The 18,606-nt window shown below is 48.4% G+C and carries 20 protein-coding genes and 1 tRNA gene; 3 read left to right on the plus strand and 18 right to left on the minus strand.

Translation table 11 applies throughout. From position 1 onward, the window contains the following. Positions 1-46: 46 nt before the first annotated feature. The 11 genes from ACFQ2T_RS04275 to ACFQ2T_RS04325 all read right to left on the minus strand — a co-directional run bounded on the left by ACFQ2T_RS04275 (position 47) and on the right by ACFQ2T_RS04325 (position 7,541). Positions 47-1,300 (minus strand): NADH-quinone oxidoreductase subunit D, encoded by a 1,254-nt coding sequence (locus tag ACFQ2T_RS04275; protein ID WP_379030966.1) that lies wholly within the window; start codon positions 1,298-1,300, stop codon positions 47-49. Positions 1,301-1,396: 96 nt separating this feature from the next. Continuing rightward, positions 1,397-1,993: an NADH-quinone oxidoreductase subunit C gene (locus tag ACFQ2T_RS04280; RefSeq protein ID WP_379030969.1), complete on the minus strand. Its 597-nt coding sequence runs from the start codon at positions 1,991-1,993 to the stop codon at positions 1,397-1,399. A gap of 24 nt (positions 1,994-2,017) precedes the next feature. Continuing rightward, on the minus strand, positions 2,018-2,497 hold the full coding sequence (locus ACFQ2T_RS04285; RefSeq protein ID WP_055825969.1) for a NuoB/complex I 20 kDa subunit family protein: 480 nt from the start codon (positions 2,495-2,497) through the stop codon (positions 2,018-2,020). Between the two features lie 34 nt (positions 2,498-2,531). After that, positions 2,532-2,888, minus strand: a complete 357-nt coding sequence (locus ACFQ2T_RS04290; protein WP_379030973.1) for an NADH-quinone oxidoreductase subunit A — start codon at positions 2,886-2,888, stop codon at positions 2,532-2,534. A 153-nt stretch (positions 2,889-3,041) separates the two neighbouring features. Next, a tRNA-Leu gene (locus tag ACFQ2T_RS04295) sits at positions 3,042-3,126 on the minus strand. A gap of 7 nt (positions 3,127-3,133) precedes the next feature. After that, the gene (gene secG / locus ACFQ2T_RS04300) at positions 3,134-3,478 is read right to left on the minus strand and encodes a preprotein translocase subunit SecG (RefSeq protein WP_379030976.1); all 345 of its coding nucleotides are present in this window, start codon (positions 3,476-3,478) and stop codon (positions 3,134-3,136) included. Between the two features lie 67 nt (positions 3,479-3,545). Next, positions 3,546-4,328, minus strand: coding sequence for a triose-phosphate isomerase (gene tpiA, locus ACFQ2T_RS04305; protein ID WP_379030979.1), 783 nt, complete (start codon positions 4,326-4,328; stop codon positions 3,546-3,548). 114 nt (positions 4,329-4,442) lie between these two features. Further along, positions 4,443-5,522 carry an alkene reductase gene (locus ACFQ2T_RS04310; protein WP_379030982.1) on the minus strand — a complete coding sequence of 360 codons (1,080 nt, stop codon included), beginning with the start codon at positions 5,520-5,522 and terminating at the stop codon, positions 4,443-4,445. Positions 5,523-5,622: 100 nt separating this feature from the next. Then, positions 5,623-6,195 carry a YceI family protein gene (locus ACFQ2T_RS04315; protein WP_379030985.1) on the minus strand — a complete coding sequence of 191 codons (573 nt, stop codon included), beginning with the start codon at positions 6,193-6,195 and terminating at the stop codon, positions 5,623-5,625. 24 nt (positions 6,196-6,219) lie between these two features. Continuing rightward, positions 6,220-6,792 carry a flavodoxin family protein gene (locus ACFQ2T_RS04320; RefSeq protein ID WP_379030988.1) on the minus strand — a complete coding sequence of 191 codons (573 nt, stop codon included), beginning with the start codon at positions 6,790-6,792 and terminating at the stop codon, positions 6,220-6,222. 38 nt (positions 6,793-6,830) lie between these two features. Beyond that, on the minus strand, positions 6,831-7,541 hold the full coding sequence (locus ACFQ2T_RS04325) for a pirin family protein (protein ID WP_379030991.1): 711 nt from the start codon (positions 7,539-7,541) through the stop codon (positions 6,831-6,833). Positions 7,542-7,645: 104 nt separating this feature from the next. Here ACFQ2T_RS04325 and ACFQ2T_RS04330 point away from each other — a divergent pair, with 104 nt between their 5' ends. Genes ACFQ2T_RS04330 through tadA form a run of 3 tightly spaced genes read left to right on the plus strand, consistent with a single transcriptional unit; the run spans position 7,646 to position 9,536 of the window. Beyond that, positions 7,646-8,563, plus strand: coding sequence for a LysR family transcriptional regulator (locus ACFQ2T_RS04330; RefSeq protein ID WP_379030994.1), 918 nt, complete (start codon positions 7,646-7,648; stop codon positions 8,561-8,563). A gap of 36 nt (positions 8,564-8,599) precedes the next feature. Next, positions 8,600-9,055 (plus strand): phosphate-starvation-inducible PsiE family protein, encoded by a 456-nt coding sequence (locus tag ACFQ2T_RS04335; RefSeq protein WP_379030997.1) that lies wholly within the window; start codon positions 8,600-8,602, stop codon positions 9,053-9,055. Between the two features lie 4 nt (positions 9,056-9,059). After that, on the plus strand, positions 9,060-9,536 hold the full coding sequence (gene tadA, locus ACFQ2T_RS04340; RefSeq protein WP_379030999.1) for a tRNA adenosine(34) deaminase TadA: 477 nt from the start codon (positions 9,060-9,062) through the stop codon (positions 9,534-9,536). 99 nt (positions 9,537-9,635) lie between these two features. Here the strand turns inward: tadA and ACFQ2T_RS04345 are convergent, their stop codons facing one another. The 7 genes from ACFQ2T_RS04345 to ACFQ2T_RS04375 form a co-directional block, all read right to left on the minus strand. Beyond that, positions 9,636-10,442, minus strand: coding sequence for a PEP-CTERM sorting domain-containing protein (locus tag ACFQ2T_RS04345; protein WP_379031002.1), 807 nt, complete (start codon positions 10,440-10,442; stop codon positions 9,636-9,638). A 97-nt stretch (positions 10,443-10,539) separates the two neighbouring features. After that, complete coding sequence (locus ACFQ2T_RS04350) at positions 10,540-11,394, minus strand: PEP-CTERM sorting domain-containing protein (protein ID WP_379031005.1); 855 nt, start codon at positions 11,392-11,394, stop codon at positions 10,540-10,542. A 397-nt stretch (positions 11,395-11,791) separates the two neighbouring features. Continuing rightward, entirely contained in the window at positions 11,792-14,356 is a 2,565-nt protein-coding gene (locus ACFQ2T_RS04355; protein ID WP_379031008.1) for a TonB-dependent receptor, read from the minus strand. 232 nt (positions 14,357-14,588) lie between these two features. Then, a complete protein-coding gene (locus tag ACFQ2T_RS04360; protein ID WP_379031011.1) occupies positions 14,589-15,275 on the minus strand; it encodes a Bax inhibitor-1 family protein in 687 nt (228 codons plus the stop codon). A gap of 118 nt (positions 15,276-15,393) precedes the next feature. Beyond that, positions 15,394-16,293 (minus strand): aspartyl/asparaginyl beta-hydroxylase domain-containing protein, encoded by a 900-nt coding sequence (locus ACFQ2T_RS04365; protein ID WP_379031014.1) that lies wholly within the window; start codon positions 16,291-16,293, stop codon positions 15,394-15,396. Positions 16,294-16,376: 83 nt separating this feature from the next. Continuing rightward, positions 16,377-17,423: a beta-N-acetylhexosaminidase gene (gene nagZ, locus ACFQ2T_RS04370; RefSeq protein WP_379031016.1), complete on the minus strand. Its 1,047-nt coding sequence runs from the start codon at positions 17,421-17,423 to the stop codon at positions 16,377-16,379. Between the two features lie 19 nt (positions 17,424-17,442). Next, positions 17,443-18,570: a methyltransferase gene (locus ACFQ2T_RS04375; protein WP_379031019.1), complete on the minus strand. Its 1,128-nt coding sequence runs from the start codon at positions 18,568-18,570 to the stop codon at positions 17,443-17,445. Between the last annotated feature and the right edge of the window lie 36 nt (positions 18,571-18,606).

Genomic DNA, 18,606 nt, shown 5'->3' on the forward strand with positions numbered 1-18,606 from the left:
TTGTACCTTAATATCTCTTCGATCCGGGTGTATCACGCTAATCGGGTTACCTGTCGATTTCGCCGAACACAATATCTTGTGTACCAATAATCGCCACAAGGTCGGCAATCATATGTCCCCTGGTCATTTCATCCAGCGCGGCCAGATGTGCAAACCCAGGCGCCCGTATTTTCAGACGGTAAGGCTTGTTGGCGCCATCAGACACCATGTAAATACCAAACTCACCTTTAGGATGTTCAATCGCTGCATAGGCTTCGCCTACCGGTACGTGAAAACCTTCAGTGAACAACTTGAAATGGTGAATCAAGTCTTCCATATTGGTTTTCATGCCTTCGCGGTTAGGCGGCGCAACCTTGTTATCATCCGTGATGACCGGGCCTGGATTGACACGTAGCCAGTCTATACATTGTTTGATAATACGGTTGGACTGACGCATTTCTTCCACGCGCACCAGGTAGCGGTCATAACAGTCGCCGTTCACACCCAACGGAATATCGAAATCCATTTTGTCATAGACTTCATAAGGTTGTTTCTTGCGCAAATCCCAGGCAATCCCTGAACCACGCAACATCGCGCCAGTAAGTCCCAATGCTAATGCACGCTCAGGTGTCACCACGCCTATGCCCACCGTACGCTGTTTCCAGATACGGTTATCGGTCAGCAGAGTTTCGTATTCGTCTACGTAAGTAGGGAAACGGTTGGTAAAGTCTTCAATAAAATCAAGCATGGAACCCTGGCGGTTCTCATTCAGCTTTTTGATTTCTGCATCGCTACGGAATTTGGTGGTTTGGTGCTGCGGCATTCTTTCCGGCAGATCACGGTACACACCGCCCGGACGGTAATAGGCCGCATGCATACGCGCGCCGGAAACGGCCTCATACACATCGAACAAATCCTCACGCTCACGGAAAGCGTACAGAAATACCGTCATCGCGCCCACATCCAGCGCATGCGCACCCAGCCATAACAGGTGATTGAGGATACGGGTAATTTCGTCAAACATAACGCGGATGTACTGGGCACGTACGGGGACTTCCAGCCCCAGCATTTTCTCAATCGCCATCACATAGGCATGCTCGTTGGCCATCATGGATACATAATCCAGGCGGTCCATATACGGCACGCTTTGCAGGTAAGTGCGATTTTCAGCCAGCTTTTCCGTGGCTCTATGCAATAGACCAATATGCGGATCAGCACGCTGGATCACTTCGCCATCCAGTTCCAGCACCAAACGCAACACACCATGCGCCGCCGGGTGTTGCGGGCCGAAGTTCATGGTGTAATTCTTGATTTCTGCCATAGCTAGCAAGCCCCAAACATGCAATATTCAGCCAATGCAAAGGCAGAACTTTGAAAAAAGAATGAATGACTGTGATTGATTGACATGCTTAAGCGATTAACCATGATGCTTTCCTTCATCACGGATCAGGCGCGGCACATTGTTACGCGGATCAATCGATACCGGCTGATAGACGACACGCTGCTGCACCGGGTCATAGCGCATTTCCACGTTACCTATCATGGGGAAATCTTTACGGAACGGGTGGCCGACAAAACCGTAATCTGTCAGCAGGCGACGTAAGTCAGGATGGTTTTCAAACATCAGGCCATACAGGTCAAATGCTTCACGCTCGAACCAGTTGGCTACCGGCCAGACATCCACCAAAGTCGGGAATACAGGAAAATCATCATCGGTAGCGAATGCGCGGATGCGCACACGCTGGTTCAAACCGACTGATAACAAATGCAACACCACTGCAAAGCGCGGCCCTTCCCAGCGGCCGTCAGCATAGTCGGAATAATCCACGCCACACAAATCAATCAGTTGTTCAAACCTGAGCTCGGCGTGGGTTCTCAGTTTGTCAGCCACTGCCAGCAAGTGCTTCACGTGCACTTCAACAGTGATTTCGCCCAGCTTTTGCTCCAGCTTCACTACGCCATCACCCAAGGCTAGCTTGAGCTGTGCGGACAAATGTTCTAGTTTTGCTGACATAGTGTAATTTCTTGGGCTGGCTAGTTAGGTTCTGGCGATAGTATTAGTGCGTTTGATTTTCTTCTGCAGCTGGATAATGCCGTAGAGCAAGGCTTCAGCTGTTGGCGGACAACCGGGCACATACACATCTACCGGCACAATGCGGTCGCAACCGCGCACCACTGCATAGGAATAATGATAGTAACCACCACCATTGGCACAGCTGCCCATGGAGATGACCCAGCGTGGCTCTGCCATCTGGTCATACACTTTACGCAGGGCTGGCGCCATTTTGTTCACCAGTGTGCCGGCGACTATCATCACATCTGATTGGCGCGGGCTGGGGCGGAAGACAATCCCGAAGCGGTCCAGATCGTAACGGGCTGCACCTGCGTGCATCATTTCTACTGCACAACATGCCAGACCAAAGGTCATTGGCCATAATGAACCGGTTCGCGTGTAGTTAATCACCGTATCCAGGGTGGTGGTAACAAAGCCTTTTTCCAGTACGCCTTCAATGCTCATAGCATCAACCCCACTTCCATCAACTCTATTCCAGTTAATCCCATTCCAGAGCACCCTTCATCCACTCAAAGATGAAGCCGACCACCAGCACAAACAGGAACACCATCATTGCCCAAAAGCCAGCCGGACCAATTTCCTGGATGACGATCGCCCATGGGAAGAGAAAAGCAATTTCGAGATCAAACAGGATAAACAGAATGGCGACCAGGTAATAGCGCACGTCAAATTTCATACGCGCGTCTTCAAACGCTTCAAAGCCGCATTCATAAGGAGAGTTTTTTTCCGCGTCAGGTCGATGCGGAGAGACAAGTTTACCAGCGATAAGCGGCCCCAGGCCAACGCCCAAGCCCACCAGGGTAAACATCAAAATCGGGAAATAATTTTCTAACACTGATTGCCTTCATCGATCATGTTAACAAGTCATTTCACTGCAAACCACACGGTCTGACAAGCACACACGAAACACGCCCAAGCAAACACTTCCCAAACAGCCAACGTCGCGGAATCTGCAATCAAACTACAGGCAGATCAAGCATGACGTCACTGGTGCCGTCGGCGAGACTCGAACTCGCACAACTTTCGTCACTACCCCCTCAAGATAGCGTGTCTACCAATTCCACCACGACGGCTTAAAAATTAATTGGGAATATCTTTGGGTGTATTTTCAACCGGCTTGGCAGGTTCAACTGCTTCGCCTTTGGCCGGAGCCTGTTGTGTCAACGGGGCTTTCACCACGCTGCCAGAACCCGCTTTATTGCTGGACATAAATGCCAGCGTCAAACTGGTTGCAAAAAATACTGTAATAAAAATCGATGTCAGCTTACTGAGCAAATTGGAAGAGCCGGAAACCCCGAACAGACTACCTGAGGCACCACTTCCGAACGCTGCACCCATGTCAGCGCCTTTGCCGTGCTGTAATAAGACCAGGCCAATCACTGAAGCAGCTGCCAACACATGAATGACGAGAATGACGTTTTCCATAATCCTTTAATCCGATAAATGAATAACAATTGTGCTTGTGGCACGCTATGTTATTTAGCTAGAGGTACTATTTTACAGGGACGGCCTGACATATTTTTATAAATTGCTCGACATCTAATGAGCAACGGCCGATCAGCGCACCATCTATTTCCTTCTGATTTAATAATTGTACCGCATTTTGTGGATTTACGCTGCCCCCGTACAGGATTTTTAACGAGGTGGAGGCTGATTTATCGGCACTTGCCACCGTGTCACGGATAAACTGGTGCATGGCAACTGCCTGTTCTGCGGTGGCCGCCAATCCGGTACCAATTGCCCAAATCGGCTCGTATGAAACAATCGTATCGGCAAACGCCTCACCACCAAACAGGCGAATAATGGTCTCCAGCTGCTTGCCAACCACACGCTCCATCACCCCGGCTTCACGCTCCAGCAAGGTTTCCCCGACACACAGAATCGGCTTCAGGCCATGGCGTTTGGCAACCATCATTTTTTCGGCAATATTCTCATCCGACTCGCAATAGGCAGTACTGCGCTCGGAATGCCCGATAATCACATATTGCGCGCCAAAATCACGCAGCATGCTGGCGCCTACTTCACCGGTGTAAGCGCCCTGCTCAAACTTGGCCAGGTTCTGCGCACCCCAGCCCAGCCGGGTAGATGCCAATAATGATTGCGCCTGCGCCAAGTATGGGTAAGGTACACAGACCACGACATCGGCTTGCGGCAGGAACTGCAAGCCTTGCAGATAGCCGTCAATCAGCACCTGGTTCAGTGCCAGGTTGCCATGCATTTTCCAGTTAGCGACAACTAATTTGTTGGAAGGAATATTTGAATCAGGTTGGGACATGCAGAAAATTAACTCACAATGTACGGAGCGTAAGCTCATTGAATTTGCTTTGCGCGAATTCTACGCCCGCACACTGTGAGCGACAAGCCCGGAGGTTTAAAACCTCGTAAAAAACTAAGCGGTTAAAAACGGATAGTCGGTATAGCCTTGTGCATTCCCACCATAAAATGATGCAGAATCCGCTTCATTCAGTGGCGCATCTTTGGCATACCTTTCCACCAGGTCAGGATTTGCAATAAATGGTACCCCATACGCGACAGCATCTGCATGACCGCTCGCGATCACCGCATTGCCACGTGCTTTGTCGTAACTCAAATTGGCAATATAGCCATTTTTAAACAGTTGACGCAGCGCGTCAAAATCAAACGGCGCAGACTCGCCACCGCCATGAATGCCGCCCTCTACCGCATGCAGATAAGCCAGGTTAAACTGGTTCAAGGCATTGGCGACATAGTTAAAGGTCTGCTGTGGCTGACAGTCTTTCATATCGTTAAACGGGTTGACTGGTGAGATACGCACACCAACTTTGTCCGCACCTATGGTATCCACTACCGCTTGCACCACTTCCAGCAACAAGCGCGCGCGGTTTTCTACCGAGCCACCGTAAGCATCTTCCCTTTGGTTACTGCCATCGCGTAAAAACTGGTCGAGCAGATAGCCATTGGCTGCGTGCACTTCAACGCCATCAAATCCTGCGGCAATCGCGCAACGTGTCGCGTGTACATAATCCTGCACGATGACAGCCAACTCATCCAGTTCAAGCGCGCGCGGGGTGACGTAATCCTGCAAACCCTGATAGGTAAACGCCTGGCCAGCCGGTTTAATTGCAGAAGGTGCCACCGGCTGCGCCTGGTTAGGCAACAAACTAGGGTGAGAAATACGGCCCACATGCCATAACTGAATCACGATTTTTCCACCCTGTGAATGCACTGCATCAGTCACTTTTTTCCAGCCTGCGATCTGTGCGTCGGTATAAATACCGGGCAATGCGGGGTAACCGTGTGCCATGGGTGAAATTGGTGTTGCCTCGGTAATAATCAGGCCCGCTGTGGCGCGCTGCTCGTAATAAGTCACGTTAATGGCTTGCGGCACGCCACCCTCGCCTGCACGATTACGCGTGAGAGGTGCCATCACCACGCGATTTTTCAAACTGATTGCGCCTAGTTTTGCCGGGGAAAATAAATCCAATGCCATACACTCTCCATTCTCTGCATTTTAAGAAACTTTAAAGCGAAAATACGGAGCCTAGCTAATCTGCGCCTGGCCTCCGTAATTTCGCTACTATCAATCAGCGTTATTTAGCTTTAACGCCTTCAATCAACAAGGTCACTTCAATTTCATCGCCTACTGGTGAGTTAGCACCCGTCGCCCAGCCATAACCGTAATCTGAGGCCTTCAGAGTCACATGCCCTTCAAACCCAGCACGCTGACCACCCCATGGATCAGAACCATACCCTAGTACGCGTACAGGGATATCCACTTGTTTGGTGACGCCATGCATGGTCAACTTGCCCTGTAAAATGGCCTGATTCTGGTTTGAAGCAGTGATCTTGGTACTTTCGAACTGAATCTCTGTGTATTTGGCAGCATCCAGATATTTGTCGGCTTTGATATGCTCATCGCGCTTGGCTAAACCAGAGTTCACACTGGCAACCTTGATAGTGGCTCGCACGGTAGCCGTATTCAAGTTGGCTGGATCAAGCGTGATCACACCGGTCACATCATTAAAAGTGCCGGACGTTTTGGCAACCACATGGCGGATGCTGAAATTGGCAAAACTGTGTGCAGCATCAATATTGTAGGTTTCGGTAGCGGCCCAGGCTTGTGAAGCTGCCAACAGACTGACAGCCAAGAATAACTTTTTCATTTAATGTCTCCCTAATTTGGATTGTTATTTAGATTCAGAAAACCGTTTGGCAATCGTAGCGACACGTTCACCCAAATGCTCGGCAGTCAGCAAATCACTTTGAATCGGACCAAATTCAGGACCCTGATCTGCATTTGCCTGCGCCATCGCACCCAGGAAGCCACCCAAACGATTTAAATCGTTGACCGACCCCTTACTGTTATTGTTCCCCGGCAACAAATCCTGCCCCACCCAGATCATGCCATGTTGTGCTGCAAACACAGCTAACTGGATCAATGTACTTAACTTGTCACCACTCTGGCTGGCAGAAGTGGTGAATCCCGCGGCAATCTTGTCTTGCCACTCACGGACGTACCATTTCTCCGAGCTGGCTTCCATAAAGGTTTTAAAAGCAGCCGCTGCGGAACCCATATAAGTTGGGCTGCCGAAAATAATGGCATCACTTGTTTTCAGCACATCCCACTGCTGCTGGGCTTCCTCTGCTGTCAGAAGATGCAGGGTTACACCTTCCACCTTCTCAACACCGCGCCCAACGGCTTTGGCTTGCTCCGCGGTATGGCCATAACCACTGTGATACACAATTGAAACTTGCGTCATGTTTTTACTCCCTTAATTAAAAATTGTTCAAAGCAAAATTAATCATCACTGCCAGGCAAATCAAACCACAATACTTCACTCACATCGTGCGCACGCATTTCCAACTTTGTCGCACTGTCAATCTTGAGCGCATCGCCAGTCGCCAGGCGCTGGCCGTCAATCTCCACTTCACCACGCGCCACATGCATGTAGGCACTGCGGCCTTCGCTGACTTCCAGCGGCAGGCTGTGGCCAGCCTCCAGCACCGTCGCACAGAGTGTCACATCCTGATGTACTTTTAATGAACCATCCCAGGCATCTGGCGAGGCTACCAGGGCCCAGCGATTCAGTTTGCTTTCTACAGAAATGGTTTTTTCTTCATAGCCAGGCGCCAGATTCAATGTGTCAGGCGTGATCCATATCTGCAACAAATGCGCAGTGGCTTCATCAGACGCATTCATCTCGCTATGGCGGACGCCGGTGCCAGCCGTCATGCGCTGTACATCACCCGCACGGATCACTGAACCGTTACCCATACTGTCGGTATGGCGCAACTCACCTGCCAGCATATAGGTAATGATCTCCATATCCTGGTGGCCATGCATGCCGAAACCTTTGCCAGGCGCAACTTTGTCGTCATTGATGACGCGCAACACCGAAAACCCCATATGGGCCGGATCGTAATAGCTGGAAAATGAAAAGCTGTGGAAGCTTTCCAGCCAGCCATGATTGGCGTAACCACGTGTGTTTGAAGGGCGAATGTTCAACATTTATTCACTCCGTTTGAAAGATTAAATGTATGATAAAAAAACACTAAGATGATTGATAGCAAAACATTTTGCACCAGTCGTTCAATTTTTTTGATTAAGAATTTATGAGCATTAAACTCAGCCTAGAAGCGCTCGAAGTCATCGACATGATAGACCGCAAAGGCAGCTTCGCAGCCGCCGCTGAAGCCTTGTATCGCGTGCCTTCAGCACTCACTTATACCGTACGCAAGCTGGAAGAGGACTTAGACATAGAGCTGTTTGACCGCAGCGGGCACCGCGCCACCCTGACCCAGGCAGGTGCAGAGTTACTTAAAGAAGGTCGTTATTTACTGGATGCAGCCCAGACACTCGAATGCAGGGTGCGCAGGATCGCCACCGGTGTTGAAACTGATATCGCCATCGCTATCAGTGACCTGTTCGACTTTGACCCCGTTCTGACCTTGCTGCAATCTTTCTACCAGCAAGGCTTTGGCACCCGCGTTAAACTTTTGCGCGAAGTCTACGGTGGTAGCTGGGATGCCTTGCAAACCAATCGAGCAGATATCTCGATTGGCGCGCCGGGAGATTCCCCGCCCGGCAACGGATTCGGTACCCATCTGCTGGGCCAACTGGAATTTGTGTTTGCCATCGCGCCGCACCACCCGTTGGCATTACTGCCTGAGCCCTTAAACGCCAATGATATTGTCCAGCACCGCGTGGTCGCCGCAGCTGACAGTTCACGCAACCTGCCTCCGCGTACATCCGGCATACTTACGGGCCAGGACACGCTGACGGTACCGGATATGCGCACCAAACTGCAGGCGCAGATCTCCGGCATCGCCATCGGCTATCTACCAAGACAGATGGCGCAATCTGCAGCCGATCAAGGCTTGCTCCTGATTAAACAAGTGGCAGAACCCAAACCGGTGGCGCCGACGTTTATAGCCTGGCGCCAGCAACGCCCCGCCGATATGGGTAAGGCCATGCAGTGGCTCATCAAGCAGCTCTCGCAACTGACACTGGAGCAATTGCTGAGCAAATGATTTATCATTCCATCTGCATTGTCTGATGGAAGCGCCATGTCGCAAGAACAACTACCCGAAGAATTCGAACCGCTCAACCGCATCGCCATCAAAGCCATGCTATGGCTGAACGGCCTAGCCCACATCATCATCGGCTTAGCGTTAGCCATCTCGGTGATCATGTTCACCTGGCTATTCTTTATCGATGTCAAAGAAGCCGCTTCAACCAACACACTGGTACACGGCTTTTTACGCGCTTTGGGCACCTTGATGTTGTTATGGTCCATCTCTGCCTTAATCTCCGCCGAAATCCGCTACCTGCGCGGCCATAAGCTATTGGTAGAAACGTTTGTCGAGGTTGTTCTGGTCATGTTTCTACGCAAACTGATTGTGCTGCCTGTACAAGATGCAACGCCAACTTATCAGGAAATCGGCATCTGGCTGGCAGGCGCATTTACGATGGGGCTGGTTTATATACTGATCCGCCTGGCCGATAGACCAAGTAGTCAATAACGCCATGCAAGACGATGATTACATGCGTATGGCGATTACGCTCGCTGAAGAAGCGGCCAGCCTGGGTGAAGTACCAGTAGGTGCCATAGTGGTTAAAAATGGAGAAGTGATTGGCCGAGGGAGAAATGCACCGATCAACCTGAACGACCCCACTGCACATGCTGAGATTCAAGCTATGCGTGAAGCGGCTAAATACCTGGGCAATTATCGGTTAATTGATTGCACCTTGTATGTCACACTGGAACCATGCGCAATGTGCAGCGGTGCCATTCAACATGCGCGAATCTCTCGATTAGTCTATGGTGCCAGCGACCCTAAAACCGGCTGCTGTGGCAGTGTGATCAATTTGATGGCTGAGCAAAAACTCAATCACCACTGTGAAGTGGTGGGAGGTTTAATGGCTGAAGAATGCGGAGCGCTCTTGAGCAGTTTTTTTAGACAGCGCAGGCTGGATAAAGCACAAGACAAACTTTCGCCCTAGTGCATCCAGGCATCCAAAGATCAAAACTAACTAGCGTACCTGACGCATAAAAAAATAAACCCGCCGATGGCGGGTTTATTTATCACTACTTAAAGCAAATTAAACAGATCTACGACGACGTGCGATAGTACCAATCAAAGCCAGACCTGCAATCATCATGGCATAAGTTTCAGCTTCAGGAACCATAGTCACAGCAAAACCGCTCAGGAACATATCCTGACGGATACGGCCACCTTCAGAAGAAGATGCTCCTTGCACGATATGCACAGCGTTTGATGTCCATTCAACGATAGAGTTGTCAGCACTGAACTTGATCAGGTACAAACCACTGTTAGGGTTATCTTCACCCAGGCTAACGTCTGTACGGATAGCTACTTTATCTGCATCAAAGTATGCGCCTGTTCCAGCGGTGCCGGCATTGTAAGATGCAATGTAATCGGAACGTGAAGGATCACGCAAACGATAGCCGGCTTCAGCATCACTGTAGATGCCGGATGCATAGGTCCATGCTGCACTTAAATCACCGGTTGCGTCGGCGAAACCGCTACGCACGATAGAATTGATTTCAGTAATGCCATGATCATCATTGGTTAACTGGAAATAGGTGCCGATGATGTAGGAATTACTTGAAGCTTCGTACCAGAAAGAATCCACAAACTGGCCAACAATCTGGCTAGTACTGCCAGCAACTGGTGAGTAAACATCTGTGGTCACAGAGTTCTTCAGTGTCCAGGAAGATGGCAAATCATTAATAAAGAACGGATCAGTTGCAGGGTTGTTGGTACTGCCAGGCGTACGGGCACCATTGTTAGAGATAGTGGTGAAATCCCCTGCATATACAGAACCTGCAGCTGCAAAAGTGATCGCAGCGACTGCCAAAGAGTGTTTCAAAAGAGTAGCTTTCATAGTATTATTTCCTCGCAATTAAGATATTTAGATGGCGGGGTAGCCTTGGCTCCCCGCTCTTTTTTTCATGGCATATAGTATTGAAATGCTTAAGCCATTATTTTGATTGACGACGACGTGCGGCAGCGCCTGCTACGCCAAGGCCAGCCAACATCAAGGCATAGGTTTCTGCTTCCGGTACAGGAGTGGCAACGAAACCGGTCATGAAACCACCGACTACAGACTGACCTTCTTCACCAGCTTGATAGTATCCAATGGCGTTAGCGCCGAGGCCATAATTCACAGCATCGGTTTTTACCAGATACAAGCCAGACCAAGGGTTACCTTCTGAAACGCTGATATCAGCCTTTTGACGAACAATACCGTTGGTGTAATCCACAACCGGGTCATAAGTGAAATCATTTGTCTGGCCGGCCTGATACATACGCAGATCAAAATCGGACAGGAACGTCCAGGCGACTGAAGGATTGTCACCTGCGCCCTGGCGATATAGGTAGTTAACTTCCTGATCGTTATCAACCAGGTTCATGTAACGTGTACCAAAAACCAGTTTGCCGTCAGCGCTGTCTCGGTAGACATAATCAAACACGGTTGCCTGGGCAATACCAGGTAACAAAGTTACGTTTTCAGTCACGCGCCAGTCAACCAGGGACAATGTACCTGTTGAAATCGTTGGATTACCGGTAGTGGTTGCAAAGGTTCTGTAATTCAATGCAGATGCGACCACACCATTGTCTGAACCGTACTCGTAACCACTCAGATAAGTCGTTGAGGTCAGGTTCTCAATGTAGAAAATGTCCCTGTTCGGATTATTGATCCCGTTTTTCAAACCGCCATTAGCTAGGGAAAGGTCTCCGCCCACACCTTGTGTTAACGATACAAAATTTCCTGCATAAGCACTGTTTACGCTTAAAGCAAGCATACTGGCTAACAATATTGCTTTTAACTTCATCACTAATCTCCTATATTTAAAGAATATTTGTTTTCAATCTAATTCCAGTTGTCATGGCTAGATAACAAAACCAATACCTGCTGCATTATTAAAACAATCACTTGATTTCTAGCAGCTTCGTCTTTAACAGATGGCAAAACCTGTGCCAGCGTTTTTCCGGTTATCACAAATTTACACAGGCAGTTCCCCGCGTCAGGAAGATTTATAAGTGACTGATAAATAATGATTTAATTTTTATGGATTAAAATATTTGTTTAAATTTTATTAACAGATTTAAGAAAAGTTTTTAATACCAAATCAATCCGTAATAATGGTTGTTATAAACCACCGATTGGTTGCCGAAAACAACCAAGAAAAAAGCCAGCAATCAATGCTGGCTTTTTATCTCATCCGCGTCTTAATCTTTAAAAGCTTTATTTTTCCAGTTCCAATCTATTGAAAGTCCTATCCACGCTGCCCTTGGTGCCCCGGGCCCAATGAAAGTGGTGTTATTCCATTCAGAAGAAGCTTGATTTGTACCTGTCATGAATCGGCCAGCCGCATTAAAAGGGGTTAATGCCAGATTACCGGCTGTTGAATACTCCCTGTCAAAAATATTATCTACTTTTATAAACATATTGATACCCGGACTTACCTTGTAATTAGCCCGGAAGTTAAACACAGCATACCCGGGAATAGTGCCATCCCCTATGTAATCATAAAACTCAATGCCTTGTTTATCCCTGGGCTGATGCTCATTATTTTCGTTACCCCGTACGTAAGAGGATGAATGCATGATCATTGATAACGTTGCATCGAATTTATCGTTAAACCGATGATTCCAGCTTGCCTGCATAATATGGTTGGGCATCCCGGGTAATTCATCTCCCGCTTTTATATCGACATATGCCTGCGCATTTACACCACTGGAGTTCTGGCCATTACTACTATTGGCAGGGTTTACAAGTCTGGCTGAAGACTCGAAGGTCGCCTTCATCAATGTGTAGTTCAGGCTGAATTTATCATCGCCCCAGGTCCACTTGACGCCCATCTCCAGCCCCTGGCGCAACGTTTGACCGAAATTATCAAAAACACCACGGTTTTTCCTGCCAAGCGGGACGAATAAAATGTCATCTGTCAGATCAGTTCTGAATAATCCGATATTCCAGTCCAGGTTGGTATCTGCACCACGCAAACCTAATTCGTAGGCGGTAGATCTGACTTGTTTCAGATAAGGGTCAGCTGAGAGTGAAGTAGGAATAGAACACCCTTGCTGGTAATTCGTACTACCGACCGTGTTATCCTTGGTTTTATCGTTAGCACAGCCCAGTTCAATCACCGTAGGTGCTCTCGCCCCTCTGCTGACATTGGTATAAGCCGAAACATTTTCTTTAAACTCCCATGTCACACCGAGAGATGGATTGAAACTGCGATAATCATAATCCCCAGTGCTGCAGGTAAACAATCCTTTATTCTGGGCCGGTTCTCCAGGAACAGCGCATCTTAATCGCTGAAGATCATTGGGAACATAATTGTAAGGATCCTTACCTACCTCTGATTCAAGATAGTTTTTGACATTCGTCCAGTTCCAGCGCACACCAAGACTGACATGCAGATTATCGGCAGGCGACCAGGTATCAAAAAGAAAAATACTCTTCGTACGGCTTGAGCCAGTCAGATTATTCCTCAGGATTTTTCGATATACAGCAAAGTCAAACACCGGATCAAACGCTGGATTATTCACCGGATTCACTTCGTGATCTTTATTGATCTCGCCTAGCAACTGCGATTGAAGAAATCGTATGTCATTCGAATCCCTTGAAGCCCCGAATACCATTTGGTGCTTTTCAAGATCCAGAGCCGCCTGCAGGGTGTAACCCTGGCTTTTTTGATTAAGATCCATATAGTTAAATATGCCATTGACTCTATCTGCTCCCGGATAGTTAATCGGATCCCAGACCTGCTGGGCGGCATAGTATGCATCATAGACATCAGCGCCAACTGCTGACTGGATCATTCGTCTCTTATAGCCCATTGCTGAAAGGGTCAGTACATCATTGACATACCAACTACCGCTCAGGTTGTAATGTCCAAGTGAATTTTTGACTTCATCGGGAGAGGTAAAGACCTGCTTTCTATCCTGCTCAGCCATTTCGTAGGGAAGCATGCCGTTACCGACCAGATCGGTATCAATATTTATCGCAGAAAAGCTAAGTTCTCCTTTTTCCAGACGCAGCGTTCCTTTATTAAACAGTTGGCGCAAGTTACTGGGTGAGTTATCTCGCCAGCCATCTTCCTTGAAATGGTTATAGGCTGTAAACAAAGCCACGGTTCCATTATTGATGCCATTTGAAAACTGTGCCTGCTCCCTGCCCCATGAACCGATCAGGTACTGTGTTCTGAGGTAATTATCCGAGAAACCATCCTTGGTTCGAATGGCAAGTGCACCTCCCAGGGTATTCAATCCAAACAGAGGATTCGAACCAGGGATCATGCTCAGGCTTTCTATGGCATTCATGGGAATCAAATCCCAGTTCATGACATCCCCAAACGCTTCGTTTACACGAACCCCATCAAGGTACACGGAGATACCTTGAGGAGTACCAATCTGAGGCGATGCTGTGAATCCACGGAAATTTAAATCCTGCTGGAACGGGTTCCCCGTGTAATCATTGATTGTCACTGACTGCATGGTGCTATTCATGAAATCAGTGACATTCAAAGCCTTGGTTTCTTCAATTTCCTTAGCAGTAGCACTCTGGATATTAGTAGTTGCAGTAGCCTTATCAATAGGTACACCTGGTAAAGGCGTAATGATGCGGCGACGCTTGGCCTTAATCTCAATCTCATCCAATTGAATTGTTGCATTTGATTCAGGCGCTTTTGTATTGTTATTTGCTGGCGCATCATTTACATCTGCCGCAATAGAAACACATGAATAAACTGCTAGAAACAATACTGATTTTATTTTATTGCTTATCACTTCACTTCCCCCATTGCGAGGAGGAGTGCAAAAATCAAACCATCTCGGTTATATATTTTTTCTTAATATAATCATATGGTTGCGCCCTTAATACAACATTACAATCAATTAATTTGGCTGTATTAAACCAGCCTGGTTGCAAACAGCCTTAAAGAATCAATTTTGCACCAAGGTGGTTGTAGACATAAAAAAACCCGCCAGAGCGGGTTTTTTATTTAACCTTTAATATGACTTAATCGCGATTGCCCAGCAATGCCATCAAGATGTTCAACAGGTTAACAAACAGATTATAAACATCCAGATACAGGCTCAGGGTTGCCATGACATAGTTTGTCTGGCCACCACGTACAATCTGGTTTACATCATATAAAATGTAACCAGAGAAAATCAGTACTGAAACACCAGAGATAGCCAGTGACAATGCCGGAATCTGGAAGTACAGATTTGCCAGGCTAGCTACAATTGCCAGGATCAGGCCTATAAACAGGAATTTGCCAATGCCGCTGAAATCACGTGCTGGTGAAGAACCGATACCAGCCAGGGTCAGAAAGGTGATGCCGGTACCGGCTGCGGCCAAACCAACAATTTCTGCACCATTACGCAGATGTAATGCATGTTGCAGGATAGGGCCCAGCATGATGCCGAAGGCAAAAGTCATTGCCAGCAATAACCAGACACCGATGCTGCTATTCTGGTTGATGGCAATCAGTTTGAACATACCGAACATCACGGCCAGGAAGCCGATACCGAATATGAACGGATGTTCTGCCACAAAGCCGAAATTCATTTGCAGGCCGACGTAAGCACCAATCACGGTAGGCACCATGCTCAAGCCAAGCAAGGCGTATGTGTTACGCAATACGCGATTCTGCGTATCGGATAAACTACCCTCACGACCTAAAACTTGCATATCTGACATAATATTTTCTTCCTCTCAAATAAAACGTTATTACTTTTAACTTTCCACACCTAAGATAAGGGTAAATGGACAAAGTTTCAAGTTTAATCATCACTTTATCGATATTTACTAATTAATCCTAAATCTTCCATATCACATAAACGGCAAGCGCAATCAGCACAATACGGGTGCACTGGTATACCGTTTTATTCCAGCGTTTAAAACGACGGCGGTATTGACCTACTACCCATGCATAATGGAACAGTCGGTTAATGACGCCAGTCTGGTCGCCGTCTTCGTTAGGAGAGCTGGCAGCAGTGACGATGGTATTCGCAAGGAAACGGTTAATAGCCTGCGCCCAACCATAACGCATCGGGCGCTCGATGTCGCAGAACAGGATAATGCGGTTTTGGTCTGTTTTATTATAAGCTTCGTGGATGTAGGTTTCATCGAACATGACCGCCTGCCCGTCACGCCAGCTGTAATCCTCGCCATCGACCTTGATATAACACAGGTCATTATTTGGCGTTGTTAAGCCAAGGTGATAGCGTAATGAACCGGCATATGGGTCGCGATGTGGGTTCAAATGCGCGCCTGGCGGCAACTCGGCAAACATGGCGGCTTTGACGCTGGGAATACTTTGCAGCAAAGCCACTGTTTGCGGGCAGTAAATGCTGGCAGAAGGATGCTCGGCATCGTACCACTTGAGGTAAAAACGTTTCCAGCCGGTTTTAAAAAATGAATTAAAGCCGGCATCGTTATTGTTTTTGGCGGCGGCAATGCGCTCCTGCTCGCGTACATGCAAGGCCTCTTTCAGGATATCCTGCCAGCGGTCACTGATGGCCTTCAATTCGGGGAATTCGCTGACTTGCACATATGGCGTGGTCGGCGCTTTTGAGAACAGGTACAAAAAAACATTGAATGGCGACACAATGCCGGAATGATCAAATATCTGCCTGTAAAACTTATGCCGCACTTTGCCGCGAAAGTGTACATAGCTGACAGATGCCAAAAATATCCCGAGGATGATCCATTTCATAGCGATTACCGATGATTGAGTCTGAAAATATTACTAATTATTAAGCGTTGAGCTTACTTTATCCTGACTGGTTTAGAAAGCCTTCACGCAAACAAATCCGCTTCTTTCAAGCCTACCAGCGCAACCCGTTTCACAGCATCGACATAATCTGCTGACTCACGTAATGCAATCATATCCGCCGGGTGATGGCCGCCGTGCATACGTGCCAAACGTGCAATCGTTTGTGCTGAAATACTCCATTCGAGGTTTTCCAGCAACTCATCCGCCAGATCGGGACGATTGCATAGCAATACCATATCACATCCGGCATTCAGCGCTGCCAATGTCCTGGCGGTCACATCACCAGCCACGGTAGCGCCTTCCATACTCAAATCATCACTAAATATCACGCCGTTAAATCCAAGGCGCTCACGCAACACCTTTTGTAACCAGCGCGGTGAGAATCCAGCCGGTTTTTCATCCACTTTAGGATAAATCACATGCGCTGGCATAATCGCATGCAGGCCCTCATCGATCATCTGCCGGAACGGCTGCATATCGTTTTGCGCAATCTGGTCAAACTCGCGTTCATCGACCGGGATACTCACATGCGAATCGGCCACCACAAAACCATGGCCGGGGAAATGTTTGCCTACGGCGGCCATACCACCTTTTTTCAGGCCCTGCATCAGGCTGAATGCCAGTTCGTTGATGGCCTGTGGGTCGCGGTGAAAGGCACGGTCACCGATCACCAGGCTATCGCCATAATCCATATCCAGCACCGGCGTAAAACTGAAGTCGACACCATGTGCGCGTAACTCCGCAGCTAAAATATAGCCAGCCTCAACTGCCAGCTCTTTCGCCTTGCGCGGATTTTTATCCCAGATATGGCCAAACTCGCGCATGGGCGGAATCTTGGTAAAACCTTCCCTGAAACGCTGTACGCGCCCACCTTCGTGATCTACCGCAATCAGTAATGGCGGCTGGCGCACGGCATGAATGCTGGCAGTCAGCGCTTTCAGTTGCTCGGTATTTTCAAAATTACGCGCAAACAAAATCACGCCACCCACCAGCGGGTGTTGCAAACGGCGGATATCATCGGCAGTCAGCTCCTTGCCAACCACATCCAGCATCACGGGACCTAAAGACATAACGCTTCCTATTAAAAAACTAATGCAATTTTAAACGATAAAGGCTGGTCACTTCTTTAGATCTCGCCGCAAAAAGCGGATCCTGTTTATCCTGCGCCTTACCATGTTTGGGCTGTGTATCTGACCGCTCGATGATCTCCAGTCCTGCCTCAGCGATCCAGTCGGTTAGTTCATCAGGCTTACGTAAACCAATCAGCTCCGCCAAATCAGACATCACCAGCCAGGCTTCACCAGTTGGATTTAAGTGCGACTTCAAGCCACTTAAAAAGCCCTTCAGCATTTGGCTATCAGGGTCATAAACCGCCTGCTCTATCGTGGTATTGGCTTTAGCCGGTAACCACGGCGGGTTACATACGATTAAATCTGCCTTCCCCTCCGGGAACAAATCTGCCTCAACCACCTGGATATTGCTTTGCATATTCAGTTGCTGGATATTTTCGCTGGCACATACGAGTGCACGTGGGTTTGTCTCGGTGGCTATCACCTGCTTCACGCCACGCGTAACCAGCACAGCCGCAATCACGCCAGTACCAGTGCCTATATCCCATGCCACTTGCGGATGATTGAGTGGCGCCTGGTCTATCAGTTCCAGATATTCGCCACGTACAGGTGAATACACGCCGTAATGCGCATGGATATTGGCATTGAGGGCATTGATAGGCACGCCTTTTTTGCGCCATTCATATGCGCCCACCATGCCTAACAATTCGCGCAGTGACAACACCAGCCTGGCTGGCAACTTGTCTTTTTTCTCGTCGATAATCAGTGCGCCCTGCACCGCCGCTTTCACATCTGGCGCACGTGGCAAGTCACATTGGCCATACTTGAGTTCAATCAGCACCTTGTTGGTGATGTTGGCGCGGCCGATTTGGCGTGCACGGTGCTGATGAAAACTTTCCAGCATGGTGGCGGCAGGTTTAACCGGCTTGCGATCTACGCGGCGGGTGATAGCCTGTAGCAGTTGTTTGGCATTTTGGAAGTCGCCGCGGTATAGCAAGGCTGTGCCTTCGCAAGCCAGGCGATAGGCTTCATCGGCTTTGGTGGTATCGTCGGCTATCACCACCGCTTTAGGTGCCGGATTGCCTGCTTCAGATTGCCAGTCAGCGGCTTGGGTTTTGTTTTTTTCGTACCAGTTAATTTGGTTCAATGGGGTTCCGATATAAATATAAAAAGGCACTCGAGC

Origin of the sequence: Methylophilus flavus, from assembly GCF_042678905.1 — a bacterium.
In the GTDB taxonomy this organism is placed as follows: domain Bacteria; phylum Pseudomonadota; class Gammaproteobacteria; order Burkholderiales; family Methylophilaceae; genus Methylophilus; species Methylophilus flavus.